At 57.5% G+C, this 14092-nt stretch carries 16 protein-coding genes; 5 read left to right on the top strand and 11 right to left on the bottom strand.

Annotated elements, in window-relative coordinates:
- Positions 1-9: 9 nt before the first annotated feature.
- The 4 genes from QP908_RS01360 to QP908_RS01345 all read right to left on the bottom strand — a co-directional run bounded on the left by QP908_RS01360 (position 10) and on the right by QP908_RS01345 (position 3696).
- On the bottom strand, positions 10-588 hold the full coding sequence (locus QP908_RS01360; RefSeq protein ID WP_005280037.1) for a GNAT family N-acetyltransferase: 579 nt from the start codon (positions 586-588) through the stop codon (positions 10-12).
- Between the two features lie 77 nt (positions 589-665).
- Positions 666-2030, bottom strand: coding sequence for an RNA 5'-3' helicase PhoH2 (gene phoH2, locus QP908_RS01355; protein WP_239267957.1), 1365 nt, complete (start codon positions 2028-2030; stop codon positions 666-668).
- Positions 2031-2266: 236 nt separating this feature from the next.
- Positions 2267-2875 (bottom strand): LGFP repeat-containing protein, encoded by a 609-nt coding sequence (locus QP908_RS01350; RefSeq protein ID WP_239267958.1) that lies wholly within the window; start codon positions 2873-2875, stop codon positions 2267-2269.
- A gap of 146 nt (positions 2876-3021) precedes the next feature.
- Positions 3022-3696 (bottom strand): LysR family transcriptional regulator substrate-binding protein, encoded by a 675-nt coding sequence (locus tag QP908_RS01345; protein ID WP_239275742.1) that lies wholly within the window; start codon positions 3694-3696, stop codon positions 3022-3024.
- 35 nt (positions 3697-3731) lie between these two features.
- Between QP908_RS01345 and QP908_RS01340 the strand changes: the two genes are divergently transcribed.
- A complete protein-coding gene (locus tag QP908_RS01340) occupies positions 3732-4136 on the top strand; it encodes a DUF5997 family protein (protein ID WP_438802133.1) in 405 nt (134 codons plus the stop codon).
- Here QP908_RS01340 and glyA read toward each other — a convergent pair.
- Positions 4133-5416, bottom strand: a complete 1284-nt coding sequence (glyA, locus tag QP908_RS01335; RefSeq protein WP_005282107.1) for a serine hydroxymethyltransferase — start codon at positions 5414-5416, stop codon at positions 4133-4135. The genes QP908_RS01340 and glyA overlap by 4 nt on opposite strands.
- Before the next feature lie 119 nt (positions 5417-5535).
- On the opposite strand from glyA, the gene coaA reads away from it, so the two are divergent.
- Positions 5536-6462: a type I pantothenate kinase gene (coaA, locus tag QP908_RS01330; RefSeq protein WP_239267962.1), complete on the top strand. Its 927-nt coding sequence runs from the start codon at positions 5536-5538 to the stop codon at positions 6460-6462.
- Between the two features lie 3 nt (positions 6463-6465).
- On the opposite strand, the gene QP908_RS01325 is transcribed toward coaA, so the two are convergent.
- The 3 genes from QP908_RS01325 to mca are packed head-to-tail and all read right to left on the bottom strand — an operon-like array spanning position 6466 to position 8460.
- A complete protein-coding gene (locus QP908_RS01325) occupies positions 6466-7236 on the bottom strand; it encodes an isoprenyl transferase (protein WP_284771501.1) in 771 nt (256 codons plus the stop codon).
- Positions 7237-7254: 18 nt separating this feature from the next.
- Positions 7255-7566, bottom strand: a complete 312-nt coding sequence (locus QP908_RS01320; protein WP_239267964.1) for a hypothetical protein — start codon at positions 7564-7566, stop codon at positions 7255-7257.
- 3 nt (positions 7567-7569) lie between these two features.
- Entirely contained in the window at positions 7570-8460 is an 891-nt protein-coding gene (gene mca / locus QP908_RS01315; RefSeq protein WP_239267966.1) for a mycothiol conjugate amidase Mca, read from the bottom strand.
- Between the two features lie 92 nt (positions 8461-8552).
- Here mca and QP908_RS01310 point away from each other — a divergent pair, with 92 nt between their 5' ends.
- From QP908_RS01310 to QP908_RS01300, 3 genes are all read left to right on the top strand, one after another.
- On the top strand, positions 8553-9023 hold the full coding sequence (locus tag QP908_RS01310; RefSeq protein ID WP_239267968.1) for a DUF4307 domain-containing protein: 471 nt from the start codon (positions 8553-8555) through the stop codon (positions 9021-9023).
- 120 nt (positions 9024-9143) lie between these two features.
- Positions 9144-9665, top strand: coding sequence for a transcription elongation factor GreA (gene greA, locus QP908_RS01305; RefSeq protein WP_005280026.1), 522 nt, complete (start codon positions 9144-9146; stop codon positions 9663-9665).
- 56 nt (positions 9666-9721) lie between these two features.
- Positions 9722-9994: a thiamine biosynthesis protein X gene (locus tag QP908_RS01300; protein WP_239267970.1), complete on the top strand. Its 273-nt coding sequence runs from the start codon at positions 9722-9724 to the stop codon at positions 9992-9994.
- 57 nt (positions 9995-10051) lie between these two features.
- Here the strand turns inward: QP908_RS01300 and QP908_RS01295 are convergent, their stop codons facing one another.
- The 3 genes from QP908_RS01295 to QP908_RS01285 form a co-directional block, all read right to left on the bottom strand.
- On the bottom strand, positions 10052-11716 hold the full coding sequence (locus tag QP908_RS01295) for a hypothetical protein (RefSeq protein WP_239267972.1): 1665 nt from the start codon (positions 11714-11716) through the stop codon (positions 10052-10054).
- A 306-nt stretch (positions 11717-12022) separates the two neighbouring features.
- Complete coding sequence (locus tag QP908_RS01290; RefSeq protein WP_284771500.1) at positions 12023-12748, bottom strand: DUF3558 family protein; 726 nt, start codon at positions 12746-12748, stop codon at positions 12023-12025.
- Positions 12749-13117: 369 nt separating this feature from the next.
- On the bottom strand, positions 13118-13864 hold the full coding sequence (locus tag QP908_RS01285; RefSeq protein ID WP_255716968.1) for a Bax inhibitor-1/YccA family protein: 747 nt from the start codon (positions 13862-13864) through the stop codon (positions 13118-13120).
- Between the last annotated feature and the right edge of the window lie 228 nt (positions 13865-14092).

Below are 14092 nucleotides of genomic sequence, written 5' to 3'. Positions count from 1 at the left end.
ACAGTGTATTTAGCGGTTCTTTTCCTCCGGCTTGGGGAGCAGGAGCTCGTAGACATCGGTATCGCGCCACTGACCGGCCAACTCGCCATAGGTCATCTTGGCCATGTGGGAGTAGGTGCCGACCTTTTCAAAGCCGCGGGACTTGTGCAGGCCCGCAGAGCCTTCATTTTCCGGGAAAATCCAGGAGTGGATGGCCCACTTGTGCAGATCCTTGCACACCTCAATGAGGCAATCGAGCAAGGCCCCGGCGATGCCACGGCCTTGGGCATCAGATCCCAAGTAGATGGAATCCTCCACCACGCCGTGGAAGACGGTGCGCGATGAAATCGGGGCGGCCGAAACCCACCCCAATACCTTGGAATCATCGTCCGCCTCAACGGCTACGTGCACCGAAGCCATGATTTTGGAGTTCGTAAACTCCTCATAGGTCAAGGAACGGGTCTCATAGGTGGCATGGCCGGTTTGCAGGCCCTGCTCGTAGATCTCCCGCATCTGCGGGTAATCGGCCGACGTGAAAGGCCGGATACGGAAATCCTTTTTCTTTTCGTCCGCAGACGTCTGCTTGGCGTTCTCGCTCATAGGCACCATTATTACTGGTCTTAGGTGATTTTTGCCATATAAATTTGATTAAATTCGCTGTCTGCGAACACGCTTTCATCTCTCCCTTAATCATTGCCCTCCAATAGATCCGTTACTAGCTCCGCAATGGCAGAGCGCTCCGATCGCTGAAGGGTAATGTGCGAGAAAAGCTCATGGCCCTTGAGCTTTTCGATGACCGCCTGTACCCCATCGTGGCGGCCCACCCGCAGGTTATCGCGCTGGGCAACGTCATGGGTGAGCACTACTCGCGAGCCTTCCCCCAAGCGCGAGAGCACGGTAAGCAAAACATTGCGCTCCAGCGACTGCGCCTCGTCCACGATAACGAAGGCATCGTGCAAAGAACGGCCGCGAATATGGGTTAGGGGCAGGACCTCGATGAGCCCGCGTTCGTGGATCTCCTCCAGCACGTTGTCAGAGACTAAGCCTTCCAAGGTGTCATAGACCGCTTGGGCCCACGGGTTCATCTTCTCTGACTCAGAGCCCGGCAGGTAACCCAGCGACTGCCCGCCGACGGCGTACATCGGCCGAAAGACCACGATGCGGCGATGTTCACCGCGCTCTAAGACCGCCTCCAAGCCGGCGCATAAGGCCAGCGCGGATTTGCCGGTGCCTGCCCTACCACCGATGGACACGATGCCGACTTCCGGATCCAACAGGAGATCGAGGGCGATGCGCTGTTCCGCCGAACGCCCCTGCAGGCCAAAGGCATTTCGATCGCCGCGCACCAGGCGCACCGCCCCGTCCGGCAGAATGCGGCCCAGGGCAGATTGCGCGCCGCCGACCAAGGTGATGCCGCAGTGCACCGGCAAGTCTTCCACTGGGGTGTCATCGTCCGTGACGACCCCATCGAGCAGCACTTCCCCATCGCTGTAGAGGGCATCGATGACATCCGTGGTGGTATAGGCGGTGGCCATACCGGAGTACCCGGTCAAAATGACGTCCTGAGCGTGATATTCATCGGCCTGCACGCCCACGGCGCCAGCCTTAACGCGCAGCGGCACGTCCTTGGTAACAAGAACCGTGTCCTTGCCTTCGTGTGCCAGGTTCAAGGCGCAGGCCAAGATGCGGTGGTCTCCTTCCGGCCCGCGGAATGCGGCCGGCAAGAGCGATTGGTCTTGGTGGTTGAGCTCTACCCGCAAGGTACCGCCGTCCACGTTGACCGGAACGGGCTGGTCGAGCGCCTCATAGGTAGCGCGCAGCTCTTCCAAAAAGCGAAGAGCTTGGCGGGCGAACCAGCCAAGCTCTGGGTGATGACGTTTTCCTTCCAATTCAGAGATAACCACGACGGGAAGGACGACCTCGTGTTCGGCAAATTTTCGCAGCGCCCACGGGTCAGATAATAAAACCGAGGTATCAAGCACGTAGGTCTTGGTAGCGACGTCATTTTCCGTGGTGCCTAGTGCAGTAGAAAGTACAGAGGGGCGAGTCATGATGGCAGGAATCTTCCTTTGTAAAGCGGTAGAAAGCTGTTCTTCCTTGTCTGCCCCCTAGAGCCGCTAGTGCTGCGAACTCTTAGGGGCTGCCACCCAACCTAAGCACCCAAGGTTGAAATCACATGGGTGGAAGATGAACTTTAAGAAAACGACAGATCCCTGCGGGAAAGCCGCAGGGATCGTGGCGAGAGGTAATCGACGCGCCGCGTGGGCAGGGCGCCGACTTTTAGCTTTTAGGCGTTGATATCGGCCGCGAAGGTGCCGTCTTCACCCTCAGTCCAGGAGATGGTGCCGTTGCTAAACTCCTGGGTCCAGCCGTTCGCCTCGACTGCGTCAGCCTCTGGCTTGGTAGGCAGGCCAACGGAGGAAGCGAGTCCGCCCTCGTTTACCCAGGTTTCAGCAATCTTGCCGATGACCGGCTGCGCACCAGTCTCCTCAGAGTATGCCAAGTACTTGCCACCCTCGAAGGTAGCCAGGGTGCCTTCATCGGAGGACTCTATGCTCTGCACGTCGCCCCACTCGGCCTGCTTTTCCTCGATGGCAGCTGCAAGATCAGCGGGAACTTCTTCTTCGCCATGTGCAGTGGTGATGGTCTGGGTTTCGCCCTTGGCGCCCTCTGCATCACCGTCCTTGGAGCCGGTTGCCTCTTCGGCGGCGGAACCAGCGGCGTCGGTGGCATCGGATGCGGCAGAGCCGGCAGCATCCGAGGCGTCTGCGGCTACGGAGCCAGCGCTATCCTTAGCGTCATCGGCGGCGTCCTCTGCGTCCGAGCATGCAACGAGAGCAACGGAAAGGGTTGCGGCCGCGAAGCCACCTGCAATACGACGAGTCATCTTGCGCATTTCTGGATCTACCTTTCGATTTTCAGCTGAAAAATTAGTTCGTTGTAGGTTTAAGCCGCCATTGTGGCGAGCGCAGCCAACGGTATACCCCAAATGCACTTCCTTGCCACCGTGTGCAACGGGGTTAGCGCGGATCAACCCTCATATCATCGTCGTTTGCGCTGCTTAGGGCACTTCTTTTGTTTCTGTAACGGATTGTTAACAATCCTTCGAGACTGTTTGGCTTTAGCTTTTTCACGGGCGGTGCGCTTCGGCTTTTCCTGCCTGGAGGAGCGAGCGGTGCGGCCCTTAGCGATGCCCACAAAGTCCTGGATGGCCTCGCCATCCTCCGCCTTCCGCCAAACCAAGGCAATTTCCGTCACCGGCACGCCGCTATCCTTGAGCGCGAGCGGAACCACCTGTTTCTTGCTGAGGATTTTTAATAGCGGCAGCGGTGCGATGGCGATGCCCACATTGGCCGCGACCACCTGCAGGGCCTCTCGTACGGCGGCGATATCGACCTCGCCGGCATCGGTGAGGCGGTAGTTGAGGTGCTCATCGGAGACATCGGCAAGCGCAAGCGCCTCACCCACCTCCGCATAGACCGAGTCTTTTGGAACCGCAAGGCCGGGGGCCTCCTCATAAAGGCGCACCACGTGGAAAGAGTCATCCACCCGCGGATCCGGCAGGCGCGTTAGCGCCAGATCCACGTGACCTGCGAGCAATTCTGCCATGCTGTCATCCGCATCGACGGTGGATAAACCGCCGTGGGCAGTATTGTCCTGAAATCTCTGAAACCATTTTCCAGGTTCCGTACCGGTCACAAAGGCTAAGCGCAGCATGGAGCACAGTCTACTGAAAGTGCTACGGTTAAACCGTGAGTGAACAACATAACCAACAGCAACCGTCCGGTACCGCGATGCGCGCGCAGACCGCCGCTAAGAAGCTGAATATCTATCTGCCCGCCGCGCCTGAAGAATTTCAAAATAGCGCGGTCAGCCACGAGGAACTGCGTGAGCTGCAGCACAATCCCCCGCAGTGGCTGCAAACGCTGCGCCGCGAAGGCCCCCACCCCCGGCAAGAAGTTGCCCACAAACTGGGCATTTCCGTTACCGCGCTAAAGAAGAACGACATGGATAAGCCGCTGACCACCGCGGAAATCAGCGAGCTTTTGGAAAAGCAGCCGGAGTGGCTGCAGCAAGCCCGCGCCACGCTGGCGCAGGCTCGCGGCCACGACGTTCACAAGGACGCCGCAGAGGATGCTTTAGAAGATAAGGACTAAACCAGCTTCCAGTCCTCGAGGCCCTCATACAGCGGGTAGTCCTCCGCGATCTTGTCGACGCGCCGGCGAAGTGCCTCGACATCGGCGTTATTGCCCTGCGCCAAGGCGGTACCGATGACATCGGCAACCTCGGTGAAGGCTTCCGCATCGAGGCCACGGGTGGCCAGGGCGGAGGTGCCGATGCGCAGGCCCGAGGTGACCATCGGCGGACGAGGATCGTTCGGGACCGCATTGCGGTTGACGGTGATTCCTACCTGGTGCAGGAGGTCTTCTGCCTGCTGACCATCGAGCTGCGAGTTGCGCAGATCGACCAAGACGAGGTGGACATCGGTGCCGCCGGACACAACGTCCACGCCAGCTGCCTGAGTGTCTTCTGCCAAGAGGCGATCGGCCAGAATGCGGGCGCCCTCAAGGGTGCGCTCCTGCCGCTCCTTGAATTCCTCGCTGGCCGCAATCTTCATGGAAATGGCCTTTGCCGCCACCGCGTGCATCAGCGGTCCACCCTGCTGACCCGGGAAGACGTTGGAGTTCAGCTTCTTTGCGTACTCCTGCTTGGCCAAGATCATGCCGGAGCGCGGACCGCCCAAGGTCTTGTGCACGGTGGTGGAGACGATATCGGCGTGCTCGACAGGGTTCGGGTGCAGGCCCGCGGCAACCAAGCCCGCGAAGTGGGCCATATCAACCCACAGGTAAGCGCCCACCTCATCGGCGATTTCGCGGAAGGCCGCGAAATCCAGGGTGCGCGGGTAAGCGGACCAACCGCCGATGATAACCTTTGGCTTCTCCTTAAGTGCCTGCTCGCGCAGCTTATCCATGTCCACGCGCATGGTCTCTGGGTCCACGCCATAAGCTGCGACATCGTAAAGCTTGCCGGAGAAGTTCAGCTTCATGCCGTGGGTCAGGTGTCCACCGTGGGCCAAGGACAGGCCGAGGATCTTATCGCCCGGTTCCGCGATGCTGGACAGGACTGCGGCATTAGCCTGCGCGCCGGAGTGCGGCTGCACGTTGGCAAATTCCGCGTTGAAGAGCGCCTTCGCGCGGTCGCGGGCAAGATCCTCAACGACGTCGACGTGCTCGCAGCCGCCATAGTAACGACGCCCTGGGTAGCCCTCGGCGTACTTATTGGTCAGGACAGAGCCCTGTGCCTGCAAGACGGCGCGCGGCACGAAGTTTTCAGACGCGATCATTTCCAGGGTTTCGCGCTGGCGGGAAATTTCTCCCTGGATAGCACCGAAAACATCTGGGTCAAGATCGCGCAGGTCAGTATTAAAAGAAGCCATAAAAGACTAGTCCTCTTCTCGGTAGGAAGCAGTATGAACTATTACATATCATAACCTTTCGGCTACCTTACAGGGGGCAAATTTTTCATTCCCTTATCGCCGCGTGCGACAATTAAGTTATGGCGCGCAACCTGGATTCAAGCCCCTACCTCGACTTTGACCGTGAAACCTGGCGTGAACTCCGCAAATCCATGCCGCAGGTGCTGACAGAAAACGAGCTAGAAGAGCTACGCGGCATCGGCGACCGCATTGATTTGGACGAGGTGGCAGACGTCTACCTCCCCCTCTCCCGCCTTATCCACATGCAGGTCACCGCCCGGCAGCAGCTCACCGCCGCCACCGAGGCCTTCTTGGGCAACCCACCCACGCACGTGCCCTTCGTCATCGGCGTGGGCGGTTCCGTGGCCGTGGGTAAATCCACCACCGCCCGCCTCCTCCAAGTGCTCCTACAGCGATGGGACTCTCACCCGAAGGTGGACCTAGTGACCACGGACGGGTTTCTCTTTCCCACCCAAACGCTTAAAGACCGCGGACTGATGAAGCGCAAGGGTTTCCCCGAATCCTATGACCGCCGTGCACTTATGCGCTTTGTTACCGACGTCAAATCCGGAAAACCCGTGGTCAAAGCGCCGCTGTATTCGCATATTACCTATGACATCGTCAAAGATCGCTATCAAGAGGTCAATCAGCCGGATATCTTGATTTTGGAAGGCCTCAACGTCCTCCAGACCAGCCCCACCTTAACCATCGCGGATCTATTTGATTTCTCCGTCTACGTCGACGCCCGCACGGACGATATTGAACAGTGGTACATCGACCGCTTCCTCACGCTGCGCCACACCGAATTCCGCCGGCCCAATGCCCACTTCGCTGCTTATGCCGATATGAACGACGAGCAGGCGCGCGCCCAGGCCCGCGAGATTTGGCAATCCATTAACCTGCCAAACTTGGTGGAAAATATCCTACCCACCCGCGTGCGCGCATCGCTGGTATTGAAGAAGGGATCGCATCACCTGGTTGAACAGGTCCGCATGCGAAAAATCTAGCCGCTACTTACCAAAGCGGCGCGAACGCTGCGAATAATCACGCAGCGCGCGCAGGAAATCTACCTTCCGGAACGCCGGCCAATAGGTATCGGTGAACCAGATTTCTGAATAGGCCGCTTGCCACAGCAGGAATCCGGAAAGACGCTGCTCGCCGGAGGTGCGGATCACCAAGTCTGGGTCCGGCAGGCCCTTGGTATATAGGTGTTCCGTGATCGAGTCTGCGGTGACTCGGTCCGCCATCTCGGCAGCGCTGGTGCCCTTTTCAGCCTCGCTGCGCACCAGCTTCTGAACGGCATCAACGATTTCTTGGCGCCCACCGTAGCCCACAGCCACATTGACGATGACCCCTTGGTTATCCTTGGTTTCCTCGGCGGCATCGACCATGCGCTGTGTTACCGGCGCGGGCAACAACCCTAAGTTACCCACAAGACGAACCTGGCAATCCAGATCTCCCTGGGACAGATGCGTGACCACATCAGAGATGATGTCAAAAAGTAGCTGCACTTCCTGCTGGCTGCGCTTCAAGTTCTCCGTGGATAAGAGGTAGATGGTGACTACCTCAATATCGGTATCGCGGCACCACGCGATCATCTCTCCAATTTTCTTCGCCCCTTGGCGGTGGCCGTGGCTAATATCTGTAAACCCGGCTTCCCGCGCCCAGCGGCGGTTGCCGTCAGCCATGATCGCCACGTGCTTCGGCTGCGGTCTGCCCTTGATAAGCCGCACGAGGCGTGCTTCATACAAGGGGTACATCAGCCGCTTGAGAAATGTCACGTTGATTACTCCAGCCGCTTAGAAAATCGACTTCTTGCGGTTATCGTAAAGGCCAGCTTCCTTGAGCGCCGCATCCACTGCTTCTTCGTCGAATGGATCGATTCCGTGGTCTTCAGCGAACATGGTGCGCCGACGGAAGCGCGAATAGCGGCGGTGGAAGTTCCAGCCCGCTACCAGCACGGCAACGCCCAAGATGGCCAAGATGAGCAGTCCGATGGGCGAGGCTTTGCCAAACTCGGGCCCCATTGGCCCACCCTCAGCACCTTCTGTGCCTTGCGCAAGGACAGTGACATCGTGCGCAGCCAAGAAAAGGGAGTCATAGACGCTCATGCTTTAAGTCTCCTCGTTCTTTTCAATGCCCGCAAATAAATCATTTTCCGGCAGCGACGTCGATACTCGGGTCTTAGCTAATTCAAACTCTTCTGTAGGCCACAGACGCTGTTGAACCTCCACGGAGGTGGCCAAGAATGCGCCCGCAGGATCGATCTGCGTCGCGTGCGCCCGCAGCGCATCGTCGCGGTTTTGGAAGTAATCGGCGCACTCCACCTGCGTGGTAACGCGAGCCATGATATCGCCAAAAGCCGTATCCCAGCGCGCCAGCATAGGACCATACGGGCTGGGTTTGCCCTCCTCAAGGAGGAGATCGTGGAACATCTTCATGCGCTGGTACACAAAGCCATGCGAGTAGTACAGCTTCAGCGGCTCCCAGGGCTCGCCCAATTCTGGGTGGTAGTCAGGGTCACCGGCTTTTTCCCACGCAATCATAGATGCTCGGTGGACCATGAGGTGGTCTGGGTGCGGGTAGCCGCCATTTTCGTCATAGGTAATGATGACCTGCGGGCGGAACGAGCGAATAACGCGCACCATTTCCTGGGCCGCCGCATCATCACCCATCAGGGCAAAGCAGCCTTCCGGCAAAAGGTCTTCCATGCTCTTGCCTTCCTCAGGATCCGGCAGGCCGGAATCAACGTGGCCTAACCACTGGTGTTGGACCCCAAGCGCGCGGGCTGCCTTAGCCATTTCCTCGCGGCGTACCTCAGCCATGTTTTCCTTAACGCCAGGACGGTCCATAGCCGGGTTAATAATGTCACCGCGTTCACCACCGGTGCAGGTCAGCACCATTACATCCGCACCTTCTGCAGCGTAACGGGCCGTAGTCGCAGCACCCTTAGAGGATTCATCGTCCGGGTGTGCGTGGATTGCTAGGAGGCGAAAGTCGCTCACTGAAAATCCATCCCCTTTAAAACTAGCTTTTAGAACAGATCACTATCTTAGTAGATAATGGGAAAATGGTACTCCTCGGTTAAAGTAGGGCTATGACTTCCGCCGGAAATTCTCGCTCCGCCGCGCGCTACGGCTCGCGCGATAAATCACAAAAGAACTCTGGTAGCTGGACCAATAAGGCGCTGGTGTTGATTTTCGCCGCCATGCTCGTCACCCTTCTTTATTACGGTTTCCAGTATTTTCGGGAAAAAGAATCCGTCAATGCTCAGATCTCTATGGTCACCCAGGAGGTTCTCAGTGATGACACCACGCGCGTCTGGGTCGATGTGACCCGCAATCACACCGATGAAGACGCCTATTGCATCGTGCAGGCCTACGATTACTCCAAATCCGAGGTAGGCCGCCGCGAATTTGCCGTTCCCGCCGGCGGAAAAGAAACGCATCGCATTGCCGTCGATGTCCCCACCAATGCCCGCGCCGTCGCCGGTGGCGCCTATGGCTGCTCCGGCAATATCCCGGATTACCTGGATATGGACAACCCCGACTACGCGGAAAGTCGCTAGCTCCATGTGCTAGGATTTGTACAGCCTAGAACTGGGCATTTGCCTGGTTGCATACTTAACTTCGGTCCCGCCACCATCGCGGGGCTTTGACCACTATTCCACAGCACGGAAGGTTTTAGAATGGCTGAGCAGCAAAAGCAGTACATCACCCCAGAAACCAAGGCAAAGCTCGAGACCGAGCTGCAGGAGCTTATCGATCACCGCCCTGAGGTTGCAGCGGAAATCAATGAGCGCCGCGAAGAGGGCGACCTGAAAGAAAACGCCGGCTACGATGCCGCCCGCGAGATGCAGGACCAGGAAGAGGCCCGCATCAAGCAGATTTCTGAGCTGCTGGCTAACTCCACCACCGAGCGTGGCACCATGCAGGAGGGCGTTGCCTACACCGGCAGCGTCGTTCACGTGTACTACAACGGCAACAAGGACGATAAGGAAACCTTCCTCATCGGCACCCGCGCTGCTGCGACCGATAACAAGGACTTGGAGACCTACTCCGAGCAGTCCCCGCTGGGCGCCGCCATCATCGGCGCACAGGAGGGTGAAACCCGCGAGTACTCCGCACCAAATGGTAAGACCATCTCAGTAACCATCGAGTCGGCCGCCCCGTACGATTCCGCCAAGGCTGCCACCCCGCGCGAGTCCTAATTCCCTCCATCTACCCCACTACCGCCTTCACTACTCTGGAGAAAGAGCACATCCCCATGAAGAAATTCTCCCGTTTCGCTACCGCTGGATTAGTATTTGCCGCCGGCCTTTCCTTGGCCGCATGCCACCCGCCGAATCAGCAAGATTCTGAATCCGGCAAGATCGACAATGCATCGACCTTTACCGGCGAAGCACCGGCGCAGAAGGATGCCGAGACGTCCTCGTCTGCTGCCACCACCGAGACCGAAGTGGATCCGGAGGGCCTGCAAAACGGGGTCGAGGAACCTGAGCAGCAGCCAAAGGCCACCGCGACGCAACTGCCGCAATAAAAGAAGTGGGCTGAAGGATTATTTCCTTCAGCCCTTTTTCTTTCCACAATTCACTGGCTAGGATTCTCGCGCCCAATTGCCGATGACCCCAGGCACGACCGCCGGCGGCTCGCCCAACAGATCCCGCTTATTCGGATCGCGCTCCACCTGCGTGGTTACCGCCTTCACCCGGTTCTTGTCATTTCCCTGACCCCGCGTTCCCATCATCGGCGCAAGGGCGCGCATGCCAGCGGCCGGTCTCCCGGCACCGGTTTTAGCACCGGTACTATTGGCGGCGCCTCCCCCGCGCACCACAGCTTCACGCGCAGCGCCCCTTTCTAGGTGTCCGCGGCTACCGTTACCGCCGCTGCTATTGCCAGCAGCTTCACCTGCGGCCCGAGGAAGCGCGCCTCCCACGCCGCGGGCGCCGACACCCTCACCGGCACCGCCGCGCATTCCTACTCCGCCGCGCGCAGCAGTTCCGCCAGCTCCCAAACCTGGGGCGGAATTTACGAGTGCACCCATATTTCCACCTGCCCCAGAACCAGGCCTTCCGCCCGTACCGATGGCCCCGCTGCCGAGCCCGGCCAGCGAATTGAATCCGCCACCACGAAGCGCACCAGTGTTTCCACGTCCAGTTCGCCCGCCGACGCCAGGACCACCTGCTGCACCGGCAATACCGGTTCCTGTGCCGACCCCGGATCCGGCTCCGTTACCAGAACCAGTTCCACGTCCAACACCAAGCGGTGCTCCCATCCCGGTAGAACCGAGTCCGCCGCTACCGCTGCCAGCTCCAGCACCAATACCCGAGGTACCGGGAGCGGCACCTGCCGTTGGCATAGATCCTAAGTGGCCATGCGATGCCGTCGCCCCAGGAAGTGAGGCCCCACTGGTTGCGATATCGCGACCGCTGATATCTATACCGTCGCCCACGCCTAGCTCAGAAAGCGCCCTTCTGCCATCTGCATGCAATTGCTCCTGGAACGCGGCAGTTTCCTCAGGAGTCATGCCGACGGATTCCAAATCGTGGACCGTACCATTAGCCACGTCGAAGTTTCCCGGGCCCACATCGCCGCGAGCAATAGCTTCCTGAATTGCACGCGGCCAGACGACGTTGTCGGTGTTATATTTCTGGCCATCGCCCTCCACACCTGACAAGCCAGCATCTACGCCGCCGCCTCCGGATGCCGGCGACTGTTCCATCAGCGGATGTTGATTAGGCATGGCGTCGATGGCAAACCTCTGGAGATCCGGCTGCAGCTTTGCCAACGCCGCCTTCTCTGCAATTTTTCGCTTCGCTGGATCAGGGATTTTCATAATATCCATCGCCATGGCCATCGCCGAAGGCTGAATCATCATCAACCGCGAGTGGAACCCAGTAAGCTTTTCTCCCATTGCTGCGGCATTGGCCACAAAGTGTTTCCCGGAGGCTGCCACTTCCCTAATCTTCGCCGCCGCCCGCGACGTGGTTTCGCTGTCATTCTCACTTTCCAAGGAGCCTGCGGCTTCTTCAAGACCGCTCACGATCTCCCGAACCTCAGAACCTAACGACGCCCAACGCGCATTAGCTTCAGACACACTCCAAATCTGCGTTGACATCAAGTCCGTTGCCAACTTGGTAATCGACGTGCCGACGTTAACTACCGGAGGAGTAAAGGCGAAGGGGCTATACCCCGGCTCCGGCTGATCCATAATCGGCATTGATTCAACGCCAATCTCACCACCCGCATCAGCGATATCCATCGCCCTACTATTTGCAGTTTCTTGGGCTTCAAAGCCTCGAGCTTCTCGGGCAAGAGCCTGCGACAACCATTCGACTTGCGAGGCATAGTCCAGGAGCGTCCCTTTAGCCGACCCCGGGTCGGTGGTAAGTGTCCTTTCGTGCACACCCCCTACGTGATCAATTCCCGACACATTCGAAAAGCCCGAATTAAGAGGGCTATTTACTCGGTCCTTTAGTGACTGAGCTCGACGGTATAGATCAGATATTATGCTGGTATTTCGTTGTAGATTTTTGACACTAACAAGCATGTTTCCCCCAAAACACGACTATTGTTTGAGATTAGTAATGAGTTCAGCAGCCAATTGACATCTCTTCATTGCACTTGACTGTGGTGTGACATCATTTATGCCGACGGTAATCGTTCCTCGGCTGGTAGAAAGATATCCATTACACTGGGAATCTTTAAAAAGCTCAGAGTTAAATAGGTGAATACCTTCGATATCTGCTGTTTCATCTTTTTGTCGAAGATCTTCATTTAACTCTAGCCCATCAATAGCAGTTGAATCGCTAGCTGCAGAGACTAGAATGCTTTCAGAAAAATTCCTCCCATTCGATGCAAAATTGCAAAAATAGTGCCCCGGCTCTTTTCGATAATCGAGTATTCGTGGTTCTAAACCAATTTCCTCCAGCCTGTCCGGCGGAATTTCCGTACATGGATCGAATAGCTCGAAATCTGGATCAGCAGGATCAAATTCTCCCGGTGGCGGTAGTGCCCCGGAATCCTCATCTCCCGTGGCGCCGGTCTCCCCCCGAAGACCGGCGCCGGCCCTCGAATGCTCGCCTTCGGGGTGTTCCGAATCCCCCGGATTGTCTTCCACATCATCCCCCTGGCTCCCGTTGGCATTACCCGCGCCATCGACCGAACTAGTGCCATCAGTTTCTGCCGTCATCGCGGCATCTTCTGATGCGCTCTTCGAGCCGACTTCCGCAGCGCAGCCACTCAGCGTGACCGAGCTGACTACCAGCGCTGCTACGGTTGCCTGACGTTTCACAACAATCCTTCGGTTACTCCTTTTAGACGAGCTGGAACGAGAAGAAAATAGAGGAGAGAACTCTCTACCTTCCGGTTTCCCGTTCCCGCCACATAGCATGCATGAATCGTGCAAGAATTTCTCGTTGAGAGCGCAAATTAGTCAATATTTAACTATCTCATTATCCTCATTCGCCACATTTAAATCTTTTCAAATGGTGAAATTAACTGCTCATTGACTGTCTTTGACCTGAAAGCCCGCTCCTACCCGCTTAAAACCTAAAGAACGGCTTAATACCCCCTGAATTACCCCAATAATTACACGCCCGTAAGCCAAAGGAAAACACAAAAATGGCCCGCACCGAAGTGCGGGCCGAAAGCGTAGAGAGGCTTAGTTGCGCTGAACGTAGCTCAACAGGCGAAGGATTTCGGTGTAGAGCCAGACCAAGGTCACGGCCAAGCCAAGGGCTACGCCCCATGCCTGCTTGGCAGGAGCGCCGGCACGGATAAGGCGGTCTGCTTGGTCAAAGTCGGTCAGGAAGGACAGAGCAGCCAAGACAATGCAGACCAAGGAGAAGATGATGGCGAGGGGGCCACCATCGCGCAGCGGGTTGAAGTCGAAGAAGATGGCGCCCAAGAAGTTAGCGAGAGCCATTACCGCGACACCTGCAATGAGGCCGACCAAAATCTTAGTGAACTTTGGAGTGACCTTTACTGCACCGGTCTTGTAGACAATGAGCATGCCGATGAACACGCCGATGGTGCCAACGATTGCCTGGCCGATCAGCGCCATGCCATTAGAACCACCGATGGTGCTGTTAGCGAAGACGAAGGAGAATCCACCAACGAAAAGGCCTTCGAATACCGCATAGATGAGGGTCGCAGCCGGGGAACCCCACTTACGACCAAAGGAGGCCACCAGTACGGTGATGAATCCGCCGATGCCGCCGACCAGCATAAGCATCATCGCGGTGCCTGGGTTCATGGTGCCTAGGTAGAAGTTGATAGCAGCGGCCACGATAATAACGCCGAGGGTGATGCCCGTCTTGGTGACGACGTCATCCACGGTCATGGGGCGAGGGGCTTCGCTCGCGTAGCCGGGGTTCTGCTGCTGGTTAGTTTCAGTCAGCGAGGTCATAACCGGATTGCTTGAACGCACGGTTGTCCTTTCTCAGTGATGTACGAATCATCTTTCTCATGGAGATCAACGTCATCACGCCCCACAAAGTTCCTCATTTAGAATAATTTGTTCAAGATTCCAAGAAATTTATTACTGAACAGGTCTCTCCTGACGCGCGACGCTATTTAGTACCGGTAGGGCGGTATCGAGTACCGACCGGTGCGGATATCGGGTACCGGGGGTAGT

It is taken from the genome of Corynebacterium sp. MSK204 (assembly GCF_030229885.1).
Classification (GTDB): Bacteria; Actinomycetota; Actinomycetes; order Mycobacteriales; family Mycobacteriaceae; genus Corynebacterium.
Note: the sequence above shows the minus strand (reverse complement) of the source record. Positions and strands in the feature narration are given on the sequence as shown.